The 17846-nt window shown below is 73.9% G+C and carries 16 protein-coding genes and 1 pseudogene; 7 read left to right on the top strand and 10 right to left on the bottom strand.

Annotated features, from left to right (window positions below):
* Positions 1-18: 18 nt before the first annotated feature.
* The gene (locus tag BLV72_RS34545) at positions 19-1101 is read left to right on the top strand and encodes an NAD(P)/FAD-dependent oxidoreductase (RefSeq protein WP_093467297.1); all 1083 of its coding nucleotides are present in this window, start codon (positions 19-21) and stop codon (positions 1099-1101) included.
* Between the two features lie 88 nt (positions 1102-1189).
* Here BLV72_RS34545 and BLV72_RS34540 read toward each other — a convergent pair whose 3' ends face one another.
* The 4 genes from BLV72_RS34540 to BLV72_RS34525 form a co-directional block, all read right to left on the bottom strand.
* Positions 1190-2650, bottom strand: a complete 1461-nt coding sequence (locus BLV72_RS34540) for an aldehyde dehydrogenase family protein (protein WP_093467296.1) — start codon at positions 2648-2650, stop codon at positions 1190-1192.
* A gap of 76 nt (positions 2651-2726) precedes the next feature.
* Entirely contained in the window at positions 2727-4475 is a 1749-nt protein-coding gene (locus tag BLV72_RS34535) for an ABC transporter permease subunit (protein ID WP_093470720.1), read from the bottom strand.
* A 179-nt stretch (positions 4476-4654) separates the two neighbouring features.
* On the bottom strand, positions 4655-6241 hold the full coding sequence (locus BLV72_RS34530) for an ABC transporter substrate-binding protein (protein ID WP_093467294.1): 1587 nt from the start codon (positions 6239-6241) through the stop codon (positions 4655-4657).
* 72 nt (positions 6242-6313) lie between these two features.
* Entirely contained in the window at positions 6314-6799 is a 486-nt protein-coding gene (locus BLV72_RS34525; protein ID WP_425288547.1) for a GNAT family N-acetyltransferase, read from the bottom strand.
* A gap of 132 nt (positions 6800-6931) precedes the next feature.
* On the opposite strand from BLV72_RS34525, the pseudogene BLV72_RS51610 reads away from it, so the two are divergent.
* Positions 6932-7465, top strand: a pseudogene (locus BLV72_RS51610) (ATP-binding protein); the annotation flags it as partial.
* A 100-nt stretch (positions 7466-7565) separates the two neighbouring features.
* Positions 7566-9347: a tetratricopeptide repeat protein gene (locus BLV72_RS34520; RefSeq protein WP_342030689.1), complete on the top strand. Its 1782-nt coding sequence runs from the start codon at positions 7566-7568 to the stop codon at positions 9345-9347.
* A gap of 44 nt (positions 9348-9391) precedes the next feature.
* On the opposite strand, the gene BLV72_RS34515 is transcribed toward BLV72_RS34520, so the two are convergent.
* The 3 genes from BLV72_RS34515 to BLV72_RS34505 form a co-directional block, all read right to left on the bottom strand.
* The gene (locus BLV72_RS34515) at positions 9392-9715 is read right to left on the bottom strand and encodes a hypothetical protein (RefSeq protein WP_093467291.1); all 324 of its coding nucleotides are present in this window, start codon (positions 9713-9715) and stop codon (positions 9392-9394) included.
* A 111-nt stretch (positions 9716-9826) separates the two neighbouring features.
* Complete coding sequence (locus BLV72_RS48230; protein ID WP_093467290.1) at positions 9827-10396, bottom strand: hypothetical protein; 570 nt, start codon at positions 10394-10396, stop codon at positions 9827-9829.
* Between the two features lie 155 nt (positions 10397-10551).
* Positions 10552-10878 carry an MmcQ/YjbR family DNA-binding protein gene (locus BLV72_RS34505; protein ID WP_059144654.1) on the bottom strand — a complete coding sequence of 109 codons (327 nt, stop codon included), beginning with the start codon at positions 10876-10878 and terminating at the stop codon, positions 10552-10554.
* A gap of 53 nt (positions 10879-10931) precedes the next feature.
* Here BLV72_RS34505 and BLV72_RS34500 point away from each other — a divergent pair, with 53 nt between their 5' ends.
* Positions 10932-11591 (top strand): PhzF family phenazine biosynthesis protein, encoded by a 660-nt coding sequence (locus BLV72_RS34500; RefSeq protein ID WP_093467288.1) that lies wholly within the window; start codon positions 10932-10934, stop codon positions 11589-11591.
* A gap of 45 nt (positions 11592-11636) precedes the next feature.
* Here the strand turns inward: BLV72_RS34500 and BLV72_RS34495 are convergent, their stop codons facing one another.
* Positions 11637-12560, bottom strand: coding sequence for a pseudouridine-5'-phosphate glycosidase (locus BLV72_RS34495; protein ID WP_093467286.1), 924 nt, complete (start codon positions 12558-12560; stop codon positions 11637-11639).
* Complete coding sequence (locus tag BLV72_RS34490) at positions 12557-13693, bottom strand: PfkB family carbohydrate kinase (RefSeq protein WP_093467285.1); 1137 nt, start codon at positions 13691-13693, stop codon at positions 12557-12559. The genes BLV72_RS34495 and BLV72_RS34490 overlap by 4 nt, the downstream gene beginning before the upstream one ends.
* 166 nt (positions 13694-13859) lie before the next feature.
* Between BLV72_RS34490 and BLV72_RS34485 the strand changes: the two genes are divergently transcribed.
* The 3 genes from BLV72_RS34485 (at position 13860) to BLV72_RS34475 (ending at position 16586) form a co-directional block, all read left to right on the top strand.
* Positions 13860-14765 carry an ATP-grasp domain-containing protein gene (locus BLV72_RS34485; RefSeq protein ID WP_093467283.1) on the top strand — a complete coding sequence of 302 codons (906 nt, stop codon included), beginning with the start codon at positions 13860-13862 and terminating at the stop codon, positions 14763-14765.
* A gap of 52 nt (positions 14766-14817) precedes the next feature.
* Positions 14818-15669, top strand: a complete 852-nt coding sequence (locus BLV72_RS34480) for an ATP-grasp domain-containing protein (protein WP_093467281.1) — start codon at positions 14818-14820, stop codon at positions 15667-15669.
* 161 nt (positions 15670-15830) lie between these two features.
* Complete coding sequence (locus tag BLV72_RS34475; RefSeq protein ID WP_093467280.1) at positions 15831-16586, top strand: thioesterase II family protein; 756 nt, start codon at positions 15831-15833, stop codon at positions 16584-16586.
* A 23-nt stretch (positions 16587-16609) separates the two neighbouring features.
* Here the strand turns inward: BLV72_RS34475 and BLV72_RS34470 are convergent, their stop codons facing one another.
* Positions 16610-17824 carry a DUF4032 domain-containing protein gene (locus BLV72_RS34470; protein WP_093467278.1) on the bottom strand — a complete coding sequence of 405 codons (1215 nt, stop codon included), beginning with the start codon at positions 17822-17824 and terminating at the stop codon, positions 16610-16612.
* Positions 17825-17846: the final 22 nt, after the last annotated feature.

The raw sequence follows: 17846 nt of genomic DNA, 5'->3' as shown, positions 1-17846 counted from the left end.
GAGAAGGAGGCCGCCGGTATGGAGAAGCAGCAGGTCCTGGTACTCGGCGCGGGCTATGCGGGGCTGATGGCCGCCCTGCGGCTGGCCCCGCACACCCGCGTCACCCTGGTCGATCCGAGCACCGCTTTCACCGAACGCGTCCGGCTGCACGAGCGGGCCGCAGGACGGCCCGACATCACGCATCCGCTCGACGCGCTGGCGCGGCGGACCGGCATCGCCCACGTGGCCGCCCGCGCCACCGTGATCGACCCGGCCGCCCGGCAGGTCACCACCGACGACGGCCGCCGGCTGCCGTACGACCGGCTGGTGTACGCGCTCGGCAGCCACACCCCCGACCCCGGTGAGCGCGCCTACACCCCGGAGACGGCGGCCGAACTGCACAAGCGGCTGCTGGACGGCCCGGGCGAGCTGACGGTGGTCGGCGGGGGACTCACCGGCATCGAGCTCGCGGCCGAGATCGCCGAGTCCCGGCATGCCTGGAAGGTCCGGCTGATCACGGGTGACGAGGTCGGCACGGGGCTGTCGGCGAAGGGCCGCGCCCATGTCCGTTCAACGCTCACCGGGCTCGGGGTCCGGATCGAGGAGGGCCGCCGGGTGGCGGGCCCCGAGGACATCGACACCGACGCGGTGGTGTGGGCCACCGCGATGACCGCGAACACCGCCCTGGCCGAGGCCGCCGGGATCACCCTCGATCCCACCGGCGGCATCAGCGTCGACGGTGCCCTGCGCTCGGTGTCCCATCCGGAGATCTACGCGGTGGGCGACGCCGCGGCCATGACCACCCCCGCCGCCGGTCATCTGCGCATGGCCTGTGCCACCGCGCTCCCTGCCGGTTCGCACGCCGCCTCCTCGATCATCGCCGAGACGCGCGGGCGGCAGCCGGAGCCGCTGCGCTTCCGCTTTGTGGTGCAGTGCGTGAGCCTGGGCCGCCGGGACGGGCTGATCCAGTTGGTGCGGGCGGACGACTCCCCGCGCGAGCGGGTGCTGCGCGGTGGCCTGGCCGCACGCACCAAGGAGCGGGTCGTGCGCTCCACCGTCAGCATGCTGCGGCTGGCGGCGCGCCGCCCCGGGGCCGTGCCCCTCATCCCCGGGATGAGCTGAGTCTCCAGGATGAGGCGCGTCCCCGGGATGAGGTGCGTCCCGGGGACGGGCTGAATCCCGGCGATGGGCCAAGGGCGCCGCACAGCCGCTAGAAGGGGTAGTGCGCGTGCTGGGTGGCGAGGGTGATCCACCGGGTGTCACTGAACGCCTCGATGCCCCAGCGGCCACCGAACCGCCCGTACCCCGAATGCTTGATGCCACCGAACGGGGCCTGTGGCTCGTCCGCCACCGACTGGTCGTTGATGTGCACGATGCCGGTCCGGATACGGCGGGCGACCTTGAGTCCATGGGTCCCGTTCTCGGTGATGATGCCGCAGGTCAGCCCGTGGTCGGTGGCGTTGGCCAGGGCCACGGCCCGATCGTCGTCGGCGAAGGTGTCGACCACGCACACCGGCCCGAACGCCTCGGCGTGGTGGATGTCCATGTCCGGGGTGACACCGGTCAGCACCGTCGCCGGGTGGACCGCGCCGTCCGGTTCGCCACCGCCGGTCAGTACCGTGGCGCCCTTGTCCACCGCGTCCTTCACCAGGGCCGCCACCCGGCGCGCCGAGGCGGCCGCGACCAGCGGGCCGAGCACGGTGGACGGGTCGGCCGGGTCCCCGCACGGCAGGGCGGCCGCCTTCGCGGTGAACTTCGCGGTGAACTCCTCGGCGAGGCTTTCATGGACGAGTATCCGGTCGCCCGACATGCAGATCTGACCGGAGTTCATGAACACGCCGAAGGTGGCGGCGTTCACCGCGTGGTCCACATCGGCGTCGTCCAGGACGATGATGGCGTTCTTGCCACCGAGCTCCAGCACGGCCGGCTTGAGGTGCTGCGCGGCCAGTGAGCCGATGGTCCTGCCGACTCCGGTGGAGCCGGTGAAGTTGACGATCCGTACGCGCGGATCGGCGATGAGCGCCCGGGCCACCTCGGCGGCGTCCGCACGGGCGTTGGTGACCACATTGAGCACCCCGTCGGGCAGCCCGGCGTCGCGCAGCACATCGGCGACGAAGAGCCCGCAGGCGAGCGGGGCGTCCTCGCTGGGCTTCATCACGACCGTATTGCCTGCCGCCAGGGGCGCCGTGACGGACCGGACCCCGAGGATGATCGGCGCGTTCCAGGGGGCGAAGGCCGCGACGACACCGGCCGGTTCGCGGACGGCGAGGCCGAGCGCGCCCGCCTCCTGGGCGCTGAGCACCTCACCGCGCGGGGCGGTGATCGCGGCGGCGGCCTCGCGGAGGATGTTCGCGGCCAGGCCCACGTTGAAGTGCGCCCAGGGCGCGGTGCCTCCGGCCTCCTGGGCCATGATCTCGGCGGCCCGGTCGGCGCGCGACTCCAGCAGGTCCGCCGCGGTCAGGAAGATCCTACGGCGCTCGAACGGGGCCAGCTCCGCCCAGGCCGGGAAGGCGGCGTCGGCGGCGGCCACCGCGCGCGCCACGTCCTCGGGCCCGGCGGCCGCGACGGTGGCGAACACCTCACCGGTGTAGGGGTTGAGGTCCTCGGCGGTGCGCCCCGAGGTGGCCGGGATGTCCTTGCCATCGATCAACAGGTCGCGGTGAAGGGTCATATCGGATGTCCTTTGCGGTCCCTCGCCCCAAGGGCGGCGTTCGCGGAATGAACTTCAGTTCACTATGGCGTGGACGTCAGTCTCCGCCGCGCCCCGGGCCGTCGTCAATGCGCAGGCGGGGACGGGGCCACCGCACCCCGCCGGACGCCGTCACCGCCAGGACGCCCAGGAGGGCCAGCGCGGCGGCGGGGGCGAGGACCGTCCACGGGGCGCGCTCGGCGTAGGGATGGTTCTCGGCCAGCAGCCGCCCCCACTCCGGGGACGGCGGCTGCGCGCCCAGGCCGAGGAAGCCCAGTGAGGCCAGGGCGAGCGCCGCGGCCGGCAGACGCAGCAGGGCGTGCCGGACGACCGGGGGCAGGACCGCGGGCAGGATGTGGCGGCGCAGCAGATGGCGGCGGGAGGCGCCCAGTGCGCGGGTGGCGGCGAGATGTGTGGCGGCGCGCTGCTGCCGCAGCAGGGCGGAGGTGTGCGCGGCCAGCGGCGCCCAGGCGACGGCGGCCACGGCGAGCGCGGGGGTGTACGGGCCGCGTCCGGCCGCTCCGGCGACCAGGAGCCCGGCGAGCACGGGCGGCACCGCGTTCACGGTCTCGACGAGTCCGCCGGACAGCCGGGGCACCAGGCCGAGCAGCACCCCCGCCACCAGCGCGGCGGCGCTCACCGCCACCGCGAGCGCGAGCGTGGACAGCGCGCCGTGCGCCACCCGGGCCAGCAGATCGCGGCCCAGCGCGTCGGTGCCGAACGGATGCGCCCAGGACGGGGAGGTGAGCCGGGCGGCGGTGTCCACGGCCAGCGGGTCCCGGAGGGCACCGAGCACCACGACGGCGAGCAGGAGCGCGCCGTAGAGCAGCGGAACGGAGCGGGCGGACGGCGCGGACGGCCGGTGGAGCGAGGGGAGCGCCCCGTCGCGCAGCGCGGGCCCGAGCAACAGCCGGGCCGCGAGCCGGGCGAGACCTCCGGCGGCGGCCGCGAGCAGGACGAGGACGAGGGTGCCCGCCTGAAGCACCGGCAGGTCCTGGGCGATGGCCGCCTGCAGCGTGAGCCGGCCGAGCCCTGGGATGTCGAAGACCTGCTCGACGGCGACCGCCCCGCCGGTGAGCCCGACCACGAACAGCCCGATGTTCGGCAGCACTCCGGGCACGGCACGCCGCAGCGCGTGACGGGCGATCCGCCGGGCGGGCAGCCCGCGTGCCGCGGCGGCCCGGGCCCAGGGCTCCGCGAACGCACCGGGCAGGGCGTCGTCCAGCACCCGGCCCAGCAGGGCGCCCGCGGGCAGGCCGAGGGCGAGCGAGGGCAGCACCATCCACCGCGGCCCGTACCAGCCGGCCGCGGGCAGCCAGCCGAGCCGCACCCCGACCACGGCGGCCAGCACGGACGCCAGCAGGAACTCCGGCAGCGCCGCGAAGAGCGCGCCGCCGCTTCCCGTACCGGCCCCGCGCCGGGCGGCCCGCCGCCGCGGCCCGAGCCACAGCGTGCGCCCGCACACCGCGCCCGCGGTGACCGCCGCGACCACCAGCGCCCCGCCCATGAGCAGCAGCGAGACCCCGAGCGCCTCGGCGACCGAGGGGGTCACGGCGGTGCCCGAGATCCAGGACCGGCCCGCGTCGCCGTGGGGCAGTCCGGCGAGCCACCGGCCGAGCAGCCGCAACGGCCCGGCGTCGAGGTCGAGTCGGGAGCGCAGGGACTCCAGGAGCTCGGGGCTGGGCTCGCGGTCGGCCTCGCGCGCCTTGAGGACGGTACGGGCGGGGTCGGTGCGGGACAGCCAGGGCAAGAGCCCGATGCCGCACAGCAACGCCCCGGCGAGCGCGAGGCGCCACAGCGCGCTCAGACCGGTGGACCGCGCCCCACTGAGGCCGGTGGGCCGCCCGGCGCTCCGGCGGGTGAACGGCGCCGTGCTCGGCCCGGTGTTCCGCCCGGCGCCCGGCCCGGTGGACCGCCCGCCCGTGCTCGGCCCGGTCGCCCGCCCCGCACTCGGTTCGGTGGACCGCGCCCTGGTCCGCGCGCCGCTCAACGCCGCGTACCGGTGCCGACGAGCGTGCGCTCGTACGGATCGAGGATCACACCCCGCACCGAGGCGCCGACGCCGTGGATGATCCGCTGATGGACCAGCGGGACGACCCCGTCCGTACGCAGCACGGCGGTCTGCGCGGCCAGGGCCGCGCGATGGCGCGCCGCGTCGTCGGCGCGGGAGCCGGCCTCGGCGACCGCGCGGTCGACGGCCTTGTCGCACACCCGGGCCAGGTTGTAGCCGCCGTCGCAGGTGAAGTCGTCGGCGAGATAGGAGACCGGGTCGCCGGTGTCGAGCATGGTGTTACGGGCGGCCACCACGGCGTCGAACTTCCCGGCCAGGGCGTCGCCTTCGAGCCGGGAGTACTCCCGCACCTCCAGCTTCACACTGAACCCGGCCTTGCGCAGCTGCTGTTGCAGTACCTGGGCGACCTCGGGCAGCTCGGGCCGGTTGTCGTAGGTGGCGAGGGTGAGCGCGGTGTTCGCGGCGCGCTTGGCGGCGGGGCGGCCGGACGGCCGGGGGCGCTCGCCCGCGGCCCAGGTGAGGGCCGGGCCGAACAGGCCGCGGCCGGTGTCGGCATGCCCCTCGTAGACGCCCTCGGCGAGGGCGGAGGCGTCGACGGCCTCACGGGCGGCGGCGCGGACGGCGGGGTCGGCGAAGGGGCCGGAGCGGGTGTTGAGGAAGAGGGCGGTGGTGCGGGCGGTGGGCACCTCGCGGACGGTCGGCTGGTCGAGGGTGGCCGCCTGGGAGACCGGGACCGCCTCGGCCATGTCCACCTCGCCGCTGCGCAGCGCGTTGGTGCGGGCCGTGCCATCGGCGATGAAGCGGACGTCGAGACCGGAGGCATGGGCGAGGCCGCCCCAGTAGTCGTCGAAGCGGTGGAGGGTGGCACGGGTGGCGCCGCTCGTCCTGGCCAGGGTGAAGGGACCGGTGGCGGTGCCGGCCGGATCGACCGCCGCTTTCCCGTCCGCCGTGTCCGAACGCGGCTCTGCCGTACCGGACGTATCCGCGCCGGACTCATCCGTACCGGCCGCCCCCGCACCGGCCGTCGTGCGATACGCCTTGGGCGCGAGGATGGCCAGGCTCGGGCTGGACAGTCGCAGGGGCAAGGCGGAGTCGGCGGTCGCGGTGGTGACCCGGACCCGCCGCTCCCCCACCGCCTCGGCGGTGAGCCTGACCCCGGTGAGCGCGGCGGGCGAGGGATCGGCGTGGGTGGCATGGGTGAGGGCGCCCGCCACCGCCGCCGGGGTGACCTCGGTGCCGTCCTGGAACCGCGCCTCGCGCAGGGTGAACACCCAGCCGCCGCCGCTCTCCCGGGTCCAGGACTCGGCGAGGGCGGGCACCGCGCCGCCGTTGCCGTCCAGCCGGGTCAGCCCTTCGGTGACCCCGAGCCGGCTGAGCAAGGTGGCGTCGGCGCCGTACGGGGAGAAGCGCTCGGCGGGCGGGAAGGCCATCGCGACCCGGAGGCGTCCACCGCCCGCCCCGGCCCCGGCGTCGTACGGCGAACCGTCGCGGGCCGCGAAACAGCCGGTGAGCAGCGGGACGAGCAGCAGCGCGGCGGCCCACCGGCGGCGGACAGAGTGCATGGGCGTGGTTCTCCAGGGGCGGCGCGGGAACGGCGAAACACAGACGCTAGATGATAATCATTTCCATAAAGGTCATGGCGTCCCGGGCCCCATGGGGACCTCGAAGTGGACGATTCCCTGACCGCCCCCGGGCGCCTCCCGCTCATCGCAGACGACCTTCCCCAGCGACCGCCAGAACGGCTCGGCGCCCACCACCGCCGGATCGGTGTGCAGATAGACCGCGCGATAGCCGCCGTCCGCCACGGCGAAGTCCAGCAGCGCATGCACCAGCCGCCGGGCCAGCCCGTTGCGCCGATGCTCGGACCGCACATAGACCCGGCGCAGCTGGGCGGTCTCCCCCGACGGGTAACGCGCGGCCAGCCAGGGCGGGTTGGGCGGATGGGCCGGGCCCCGGGAGTCGAGCGCGGCGGTCGCCACGACCGCCCCGTCGCTCTCGTCCACCGCCACCAGCAGAGTGTGGCGCGCACCGTTCAGATACGCGGCGGCGGGATCGATGATGTCGGCGTGCCAGCGTGGCACATAGCCGGTTGCGAAGTCGCGGTAGACGGTGTCGAGCATCACGCTGCGGACGGCGTCGAGGTCATCGGGGGTCGCGGTTCTGATGCGGTAGCTGGGCACCTGCGCATCGTACGCAATAAGCCTGCGCGCCGATCGTACTGGCAGACTGGGTCCGGACCGGAGGAGGGGCCGATGGGGCGGGGACGGCCGTCGATGCAGGAGCTGATCCAGCGGCGCAGGAACGCCGGATTCGTGGGGCGGCAAAGGGAACTGCACGCGTTCCGGGACAACTTCGGCCTGCCGCCGGAGGACGGGCGGCATCGCTTTGTCTTCCATGTGCACGGCCACGCGGGTGTGGGCAAGACCTGGCTGATGCGCCGGCTGGAAGAGACCGCCCGCCAGGAGTACGGCGCGTTCACCGCCCGCATCGACGAGTCGGCGGGCTCCGTCCCCGAGGCGATGGCCGCGATCAGCGAGCAATTCGCCCGCCAGGGGCGGGAGTTCACGGCCTTCGACCGTCGGCTCGCCACCTATCGGCAGCGCCGCCACGAGGCGGAGTCGGTACCCGCGGAGGGCGAGCGGCCCGGGCCCAGCACCGGCAGCATGGTCGCCGCGCGAGCCGGGCTCACCGGCCTCGGTCTGGTACCCGGTGTCGGGGCGCTGGCGGGTGCCGTCGACCCGGTGCCGCTCGCCGAGGGCACCGACCGGCTGCGGGCGGCGCTCAGCTCCCGGTTCCGCGACCACAAGGACGTCCAGCTGGTGCTGGACCCGGTGGAGACGCTGACCCCTGCTGCTGGTCAGGGAGTTATCGGAGGCGGCAGCGACGGTGCCATGGCTGGTGCTGTTCTTCGACACCTACGAACGCCTCGGCCCGCTGCTCGACCCCTGGCTGCGCACCCTGTTGGCCAGCGAACGCCTGGGCACCATCCCCGCCAACACCGTGCTGGTGCTGGCCGGGCAGACCCGCCCGGACCCCGGCTGCTGGGGCGATCTGGCCGATGTGGTCGCGGAGCTGCCGCTGGAGCCGTTCACCGACGCGGAGGCCCGGCAGCTGCTCAGCTCCAAGGGGATCACCGATGAGCCGGTGGTGCGGGAGGTGCTGCGGCTCTCCGGCCGGCTGCCCGTGCTGGTGTCCACCCTCGCCGAGAACCCCGGAACCAGCGGCGATCTGGACGACCCCAGTGCCACCGCCGTCGACCGGTTCCTGAAGTGGGAGCGCGATCCGGTGCGCCGCTCCGCCGCCCTGGCGGGCGCGCTGCCCCGGCGGCTGAACGAGGACATCTTCAGGGCGGCCGTGGACGAGGACGGAGCCGAGCTGTTCGGCTGGCTGCGGTCGCTGCCGTTCATCGGCGACCGCAACGGGGCGGCCCGCTACCACGACGTGGTCCGCGCCCCGATGCTGCGGCTTCGGCGGACCACCTCACCGCAGCGGTGGACCGCGGCGCACACCCGCCTGGCCGAGGCCTTCGCCGGGTGGCGGGAGGCGGCCGCCGGGGGGCTCGACGCGCGCGACGGTTGGCGGCTGGCCGCCTGGAGCGGACCGCGTCTGGAGGAGTGGTATCACCTGCTGTGCGCACGGCCGTCGGCGGCGCTGCCCGGGGCGCTGCGGGACGGGATCGGCGCCTGCGACGCGGGCCCCGCGGTGGCCCGGCGCTGGGCGTCCACCCTGGTCGAGGCGGGCGAGGACGCCGACTCGGACCCGGTGCGCACCTGGGGGTGGCATCTGGTGGAGGCGCTGGCGGACGAACGGCGGCGCGGTATCGAGGCGATGGGGCTGCTGCTGGCGCGGGCCGGGCTGGATGCCCCCGCCCGGGTCGCGGCGCTCGTCCTACGGGGGTGGCACCGCCGGTCGGTCGAGGAGTTCGACGGGGCCCTGGAGGACTTCCGCCGGGCGATCGAGCTGGACCCCGGGAACGTACGCGCGCACTTCGGGCGTGCCGTGGTCCACCGGGCGACCGGGGACTTCACCGCGGCGATGGACGCGCTCGACGGCGTGGCGGCGCTGGAGCCGGGCTCGACCTGGGTTCAGCGGGAGCGCGGCGAGACCTGCCGCCGGGCGGGCCGGTACGAGGAGGCGCTGGCCCTGCTCGACCCGGTGGTCGCGGCCGATCCGGCGGACCATGTGGCTCTGGGCAGCCGCGGCCAGACCATGATGGCCCTCGGCCGGATCCATGAGGCCCTGGCCGACTTCGACCGGGCCATCGAACGACACGGCGACTACACCTGGGCGCTGGTCCGGCGGGCCCGTGTCCGCAGCACCCTGGGGGACGCGGCGGGCGCGCTGGAGGACCTGGACCGGGCGGAGGAGCTGGAGCCGGGCGTCCCGGGAACGCTGGGCGAGCGCGGTGATATCCACCGCTTCGCGGGCCGCTACGAGGAGGCCATCGCGGAGTACGATCGGGCACTGGCTCTCGACCCCGGCTACGCCTGGGCCCTGGGGAGCCGCGCGATGGCCAACGAGGCCCTGGGCAGACGCACGGAGGCGCTGGCGGATCTGGACCGTGCGGTGGCGCTGAATCCCGGCTACGCCTGGGCCGTGGCGCAGCGCGAGCGTTTGCTTCTCGGCGGGGATTCACCGGAGGGCGGGCGGAACGACGGACCGGTGTGACCTCCCGGCACCCGTGCTTCCGGCTCCTCTCCCTCCGTGGCCGGTCACCGGCCCTGTCGTGACGCGCGCCGGGTGATGCAGGCCGACACGGCGTGGCGTACGGCGCGCAGCACGGCACGGCAGCGCGACAGATACCGGGCCGGGCGGGGCCGGCGGACCGGACGCGGTGCGGCCGATGGAGCCGGTGCGGACGTCGGGGCCGGTACGGCCTCGGACACGTCCTGAGCGGTGGTGTCCACCGGATCGGGAGCGGCCGGATCGGCCGGGGGCGGCGACGGATCGGTGGTCCTGGCCTGCGGGGTGACGGGGCGCCGGGCGGCTTCTGCGCGCATCATCGCGCGCATGGCGGCATAGACATCGATGGGCATGCGGATACTCCTGCGGTCTCGAACGTCCGTTGGCTGAGCGGGCAGGGCACACCGCATCCGGAATCCGCGGGGCAGTCGCGGAAGCGGGATGGCGGACGCGCCCGGGCCCGGTCAGCAGCGCAGGACGACGGACCGTGAGGAGAGCGGGCCGGCCGGGAGGTCGCCCCCGGCGGCGAACGCGCCGCCGCCCGTCGCGGGGTCGGCGGGGTCGGCGGGGCGACCGCGGACCGCGACGAGCACGAGGGGGCCGAGGGACGTCGAGAGGGATCGATGGGCGCCGAACGAGGCGCCGTGGACCACCCGTCCGGCATGCCGCGCCGGATGCCCGGCACCGTCCCGGGTAAGGAGCTTCGCCGACGCCGACGCGGTGGAGCGTTCGTCCTCGGTCTCCGGCACCGGCGGAACAGGCGCTGGGAGGACGGGAGCGCCCGCGGGGGCGGACGTGGCGAGGCCCCGGCCCGAGGCGGCAGCACCGGCGTCACCGGGCATGGACGTGGCTGGGGCCGGGGCCGGATTCGCAGGCCCGGCCGCGCACCGGTCAGGGCCGGTGGACGGCGAGTCGCGGACGACCCCCAGAGCCAGCACGGCATGCAGCAACGTGACCGCCAGCAGCAGAAGGACGGCGGCCGCGCACGGGCCGCCGCACACCGCGGGGCGGTTCGTGTCGCGGCCGTGCACCATGCGGCCTCCCTCGCTGATCCCCCTCAAGGGAACCCCGCACAGCGGAAGACGGCACTCCGATTACCGGGAAAAGTCTATACTTTCACCCGTGTCGGTTATCTCCTCGAACACGCATATCGTCGCATTTCGAGGAGTCACCGGCCGCCGTGGTGTGATCATTCGAGCAACGTGGCCGGTGCGGCCTGCCGCCAGGAGTCCAGCAGGATGTCCCGCAGCTCATCGACGTCCTCCAGCGCGGCGAGCCGCACCCGCACCCAGGCCGAACTCGCCTCATGAGCGGCCACCCAGAACTTCTCCGGCTCCGCCAGCACCAACTCCTTCCGCTCCTCCTTGGGACATCTGACGGCCATCGAGGTCTCGTCCTCGGGCAAGGTGGCGAACATCTTCCCGGCGACCCGGAAGGTGGGCATCGACCAGGCGATCTTCTCTGTGGTCTCCGGCAGCGACAGGGCGACGGCACGGACATCGTCGGAGGTGGTCATGGCCCGACCGTAGAACACCCCACCGACAAGCGCGCCCGTGCTTGAATGCGCAGGTGACGGATTTGGACGTGCTCAAGGTGTTCTGCGGGCCCTACGGCCGCGGTGGCAATGAACTCGGCGTGGTGCGGGACGGCGCCGCGGTGGTCGGCGAGGCGGAGCGGCAGCGGGTCGCCGCCCGGCTGGGGTTCAGCGAGACCGTGTTCGTGGACGATCCGGAGCGCGGCGTCGTCGACATCTACACACCGAGCGTCCGGCTGCCCTTCGCGGGCCATCCGCTGGTGGGCACCGCCTGGCTGCTGGACCTGCCCGAGCTGCTGCCGCCCGCCGGTGAGGTGCCCGCGCGCCAGGACGGCGAGTTCACCTGGATCACCGGCCGGCCCGCCTGGGCGGCCGGGCGGCGCACCCGGCAGTACGCCTCGCCGGAGGAGGTCGAGGCGCTGCCCACCCCTCCCGAGGGCGACGGCTGGCTGTACGCCTGGGCGTGGCAGGACGAGGCCGCGGGCCGGGTGCGGGCGCGCGCGTTTCCCCGCCGGGGGGACGGGATCGTCGAGGACGAGGCCACCGGCGCCGCCGCCCTGATTCTCTCGGGCGAGCTGGGCCGCGCCCTCAACATCACCCAGGGCGTGGGGTCGCAGATCCTCACCGGTCCCCTGCCGGACGGCTCCATCGAGATCGGTGGCCGGGTCGAGCTCGCCGAGGTCCGCTCGCTGTAGGCCGGCAGCCGCCCCGAGCCCCGGCGGTGGTCCGGGCGGTCGCGGTCAGTGCGTACGGGCGTAGTGGATCGCGATCCGCGCCCCGAGCCGTGCGTTGTTCTTGACCAGGGCGATATTGGTTTGCAGGCTCTCGCCCTTGGTCAACTCGACGATCCGGCCCAGCAGATACGGGGTCGCGTCCTTGCCGCCGATTCCCGCCTCCGCCAGCTCGGCGAGGGCCTGCTCGATGATGCCGTCGATCCGCTCGGCGGGGATCTCCTCGGCCTCGGGCACCGGATTGGCGATGCTCAGCCCCGCCGTCATGCCCAGCTCCCACTGGGCGCGCATGGTGGCGGCGATCTCCTCGGGCGAGTCGACGCGCAGCGGGGAGCGGAAGCCGCTCACCCGCGAGTAGAAGGCGGGGAAGTCGTCGGTGCCGTAGGTGAGCACCGGAACGCCCAGGGTCTCCAGCTTCTCCAGGGTCAGTCCGATGTCGAGGATGCTCTTGACCCCGGCGCTGATGACGGCCACCGGGGTGGTGGCGAGCTCGGTGAGATCCGCGCTGATGTCGAAGGAGTGCTCCGCTCCCCGGTGCACTCCGCCGATGCCACCGGTGACGAAGACCCGGATCCCGGCGAGCGCGGCGAGCCGCATGGTGGACGCCACGGTGGTGGCGCCATGGCCGCCGCGCGCGATGACATGGGCGAGGTCGCGCACGCTGACCTTGCCGACGTCCGGGCTGGTGGCGAGCAGTTCGAGGTCGGCACGGTCCAGACCGGCACGTGGCGTGCCGTGGAGGACGGCGATGGTGGCGGGGACCGCCCCCTCCGCGCGGATGATCTCCTCGACCTCGGTGGCCATCTCGACGTTCTGCGGATACGGCATGCCGTGGCTGATGATCGTGGACTCCAGCGCGACCACGGGACGGCCCTCGCGCAGGGCCTCCGCGACCTCCTCGGTGAGGCTCAGCCGGGGGTGGGGGGTGGTCATGTGGTCCTCCGCAGCGGTGCGTTGAGCGCGTCCTCGATCAGACGCGCGGTCAGGTCGGGTCGTACGGTGGCGGGGGTGGCCACGGTCAGCGCGGCGGCGGCGTGGCCGTAGCGGGCGGCGTCGACCGGGTCGGCGCCACCGAGCAGGGCGTGTGCGAACGCGCCGAGCATCGCGTCGCCGGCCCCTGTGACGTCGTGCACCTCGGCCGGTGGCGCCTCCAGCGGCACCTTGCCCTCGTCGAGGGTGCTCAACAGGGAGCCGCGCGCACCGAGCCGCACCCACACATGCCGTACGCCGCGCTCGTGGAGGAGGGCCACGGCCGCGAGCAGCTCCGGATCGTCCGCGGCGGCGTCCCCGTCGAGGTCCCGGCCCGCCAGCGCGCCCAGCTCCGCCACGTTCGGCGTCACGGCGAAGACCGGCCGCCCGGTGGCGAACAGCGGGGCGAGCAGCGCCGCCTTGGGGACGCTCACCGGGTCGATCAGCGTCTGGACGCCGGTGGCGGCGGCGATGTCCAGGACGTACGAGAGCACCCGCGGGGAGAGGTTCCCGTCCAGCACCAGCAGGCCGGCGTGGCCGATGAGCTCCCGCGCGGTGTGCAGATGCTCGGGGCTCAGCGCGTCGGTGGCGGCCATGTCGGCGATGGCCACGACCAGATCGCCGTCGGCGTCCAGCACCGCCGTATAGGTGCCGGTGGGATGCGGGCCGCGGTGCACATGGTCGATGCGCACCCCGGCGGCCTGGGTCTCGCTCAACAGCCGCTCCCCCGCCGCGTCCTGCCCCACGGCGGCGATGAGATGGGTGGGGGTGCCCAGCCGGGCGAGGTTCTCGGCGACATTGCGGGCGACGCCGCCGGGGCTGGTGTGGGACCGGCCCGGATTGCTGGTGCGGTACGCGACGGGTGCGAGGCTGCGCACCTTGATGTCCACGTTGGCGCCGCCGATGACCACCACCGCGTGTTCCCGGCGCAGGATGTAGCCGCGCCCCAGGATGGCGCCCTTCTTGCCCAGGTTGGAGAGATGGACGTTGACCGCGGCCCGTGTGGTCCCGAGGGCGTCGGCGATGGACTGGGCCCCGGCCAGGGGGTCCCGCCGCAGCAACGCGAGAATCTCCCGTTCCCTGCGGGTCAGCATCATGCTCAGCAGAGTAAAGGACCCTTAGCCCGATAAACAGGCCACTGACACCCATGGGTTGGCCCAGGAGATCGTAAAAGAACGGCGGATGACATCCTGGGAAGCCATGGCGCGCCGGACACTCTCGGCAGCAGCCCGGGAACCTGTCCGGTGACGAGGAAGAAGGCCGATGAGACTCTGCTTTCTGGTGGAGGAGCGCTATCGCCATGACGGGATGCCCCGTGAGGTGATCCGTCAGCTCTCCGCCTGGGGCCACCAGGTGGACGTGGTCCGGCCGGGCCGTTCCCTGCTGCGGATGTCCGATGCGGTGCGGGCGGGCAGCCATGACGCCTGGGTGCTCAAGACGGTGTCCGGAGGACCCGGGCTGACGCTGCTGGAGGCCGCCTCTGCGGTCGGGCTGACCACCGTCAACGACGCCCGCGCCATCCGCGGCGTACGGGACAAGGCGCTGGCGGCCGCGATCGGGCGCAGCCGGGGGCTGCCGTTGCCGCCCACCTACGCGGCGGCCCGGCCCGAGGAGCTGGAGGAGATACCGGAGGCCGAGTTCCCGCTGGTGGTCAAGCCCGCGGACGGCAGCTCCGGGCGGGCCGTGCGGCTGGTGCCGACGCCGGACCGGCTGCGGGCGCTGCGTGCCGAACTGGCCGTGGAGGGCATGCTCATCGCCCAGCCCTACGTGCCGAATTCGGGCATCGACCTCAAGGTGTACTGCGTGGACGGGGAGTTGCACGCGACCGAGCGGAGCTCACCGCTCAGCCCCGACGGGGGCACCCGCGGCCGTCGGGTACGGCTGTCCGCCGAAGTGGCGGCCATCGCCGCCGAGGTGGGTGCGGCCTACGGCCTCGATCTGTACGGGGTGGATGTGCTGCTGGGCCCGGACGGGCCGGTGGTCGTCGATGTGAACGACTTCCCCAGCTTCAAGGAGGTGCCGGACGCCGCGGCCCGGGTGGGGCGTGCGGTACTGGAGTTGGCGCGCAGGGGCGGCGCCCGGTCCGGAGCGGCGTTCGTCGGCGCCGCCCTCACCGAGCCGGTGCTGGCTCCGGAGCCGGTCCCGGCCGTGGCCACGGGCCGGCTATGACCGCGGGCCGCGGCCATGGGCGGGATATGACCGCTACGGTGAGCGGCGGCCGATGAGGATCGGTCTGATCACCGCCGACCCCGGTCATCAACTCCTCGCCGACACGGCGCAGTTGCTGTCGCCCCGTCATGAGGTGGTGGCGCTCGATCCGGGCGGCCACGGGGCCGGGACGCAGGCCCCGGCCGACCCCTCGGAAGACGCGGCCGGCCCCGGGGAACTCGCCGATGTCTATCTGCTGAAGGCCCGGACGCCGCGTGCGCTGGCGCTCGCCCGGTCCCTGGAGCGGCGCGGCGCCCCGGTGGTGAACTCCGCCGCGGCCACCGCCCTGTGCCAGGACCGGACGGCGATGGCCGAAGTGGCGCTCCGCGCCGGTCTGCCGTTCGCCCCCACCCGTACCGTGGCCTCGCTCGCCGGGCTGACGGCGGAGCGGCTGCGTCATCCCGTCGTCGTCAAGAGCCGCCACAGCCGCCGCCATGATCTGGTGGCCCGCGTCGACGACACCGCACGGCTGCGCGCCCTGAGCGCGGACTGGGCGGATGAGCCCGTGGTGGTGCAGGACTTCACCCCGAACGACGGCTGGGACCACAAGCTGTGGGTGATCGCGGGCCGGGTGTTCGCCGCGCTGCGCCGGTCGGAGCTGGCGCCCGGCGGCCGCGGCCCGAGCCTGCCGCTCGCCCCGGACGCGCTGCCCCCGGGCTGGCTGGCCCCGGTGCGCCACGTCGGTTCGGTGTTCTCGCTGGAGGTCTACGGCGTGGATCTGATCGACGCGGGCGGCGGCGCCCCGCTGATCGTGGACATCAACGCCTTCCCGGGGATCCGCGGTCAGGCCGGAGCGCCCGAGGCGCTGGCGGCCCTGGCACTGCGGACCGCCGAACGGGGTGGACTCACCGCGCCCCGCCCATGACCGACACGAGGGAAATACTAGGGGACTCCCGTCCTGAATAGGGGTGGTCGCAGGCCGGACCGGAGCGGCAGGGTGGTCTACTGGTCTCCGCGCGACCCGAGGCACGCGCGCGACAGCCACACGACAGCCGCCGCGGAACGAGCGGCGCGAAAGGACATCACGTGACCGCACACCCCACCGGCACAAGCCTGTGGATCCGGCAGTTCCACCCCGCGCCGGCCGCGGCGACGCGACTCATCTGCCTGCCCCACGCCGGCGGGTCCGCCTCCTACTACTTCCCGGTCTCCAAGGCGCTCTCGCCCACGGTCGACGTGCTCGCCGTGCAGTACCCGGGGCGTCAGGACCGGCGCAACGAGAAGTGCATAGACAACATCCCCGAGCTGGCCGACGCGCTGGTGCCGGAGCTGCTGCCCTATACGGACAAGCCGGTGGCGCTTTTCGGCCACAGCATGGGCGCCACCCTCGCCTTCGAGGTCGCCCTGCGCCTGGAGCAGAAGGGCGTGGTGCCGGTGGCGCTGTTCGCCTCGGGGCGGCGCGCCCCCTCCTGCCACCGTGACGAGTCCGTCCACCTCCGCGACGACGACGGGCTGATCGCCGAGGTGAAGGCGCTCGCCGGGACCGACACCCAGCTCCTGGGCGACGACGAGATCCTCCGGATGGTGCTGCCCGCCATCCGCAGCGACTACAAGGCGGCCGAGACCTACCGCTACGCCCCCGGCCCGCAGCTGGCGACGCCGATCCACGCGCATGTGGGGGACGACGACCCCAAGGCGAGTGTCGAGGAGGCCCGCGCCTGGGGCGAGCACACCACCGGTGGCTTCGACCTCCAGGTCTACTCCGGCGGCCACTTCTACCTCAACGACGAGGCCCCGCGCGTCATCGCGTCCATCCGGAAGGTGCTGACCGAGCAGTCCTGAGCCATCGGCCGGCCGCGGGGCGTTCAGCCGTGCGGCCGGTCCGCCAGGACGGTGCGTATGTAGTCCTCGACGGTGACGTCCAGGCCCACGTCACGCCCGGCCCGCTCGGACAGCAGCCAGCGGTGTTCGAGCAGTTCGTAGTAGATCTGCGCGGTATCGGTGGCACCGCGCAGATCCTTGGGTACGGCCCGCACGGTGGGCCGGAAGACATCGCGGACCCACCGGTGGGCGAGCACCTCCGGACGCGCGCCGAGCGGATCGCCGGGCGCGTAGTCGTCCTGTGTGGCCATCCAGGTCTCCAGGTCGTTCAGGAGGCTGCGAGCCTGGTTCTCCTCGGCGTCGAGTCCGGTCAGCCGCAGCAACTGCCGCTGGTGGTGGCCCGCGTCGACGACCTTGGGCACGAAGGTGACGGTGTCGCCGCCGGGTGAGCGCTCGATCTGCATCTCCGCCACGTCGAACCCGAGGTCGTTCAGGCGCCGGACGCGCTGGTCGATGGCGTGGCGCTGGGCGAGCGGATAGACCGACTGGCGGGTCAGCTCATGCCACAGGTCACGGTAGCGCTCGGCGATGGCCTCGCCGAAGAGCACCGGGTCGACCGAGGGGTGCAGGGAACCGCTCGCCTCCAGGTCCATCAGCTCACCCGCGATGTTCACCCGCGCCACCTCGACGTCGTAATCCCGCTGTCCGCTGGTGAGCTTCGGCTGGATCTGCCCGGTCTCGGCGTCGACCAGATAGGCGGCGTACGCGCCCGCGTCGCGCCGGAAGAGGGTGTTCGACAGCGAGCAGTCGCCCCAGGCGAACCCGGCCAGATGCAATCGCACCAGCAGCACGGCGAGCGCGTCGAGCAGCCGTCGGATGGTGCTCGGCCGCATGGTCGTCTGGAACATCGAGCGGTATGGCTGCGAGCCCACCAGATGGCGGGTGATCAGCGCCGGTTCCAGCGGTTCGCCGTGCTCGTCGGTGCGTCCGGTCACCACCGCGAGCGCGTCCACCGCGGGGACCGCGAGCCGGTCCAGGTCGCGCAGCAGCCCGTACTCGCGTACCGCCGCCCACACGCCGACCTCCTTGACCGCGACGATCTCGCCGCCTGCCTGCGCGAAGCGGACGACATGGCGAGAGATGCCCCGGGGCAGCGCGACCAGATGCTCCTCCGGCCACTCCTCCAGCGGGATGTTCCACGGCAGATCGAGTAGCGACGCCGGATGCTCGGGCGAGGTGGCGGTGATCTGCAGCTCCATGACACCCCAGTGTGCGGTACGG

The organism is Streptomyces melanosporofaciens, from assembly GCF_900105695.1.
GTDB lineage: Bacteria > Actinomycetota > Actinomycetes > Streptomycetales > Streptomycetaceae > Streptomyces > Streptomyces antimycoticus.
This window is presented reverse-complemented; position numbering and strand designations above follow the sequence as displayed.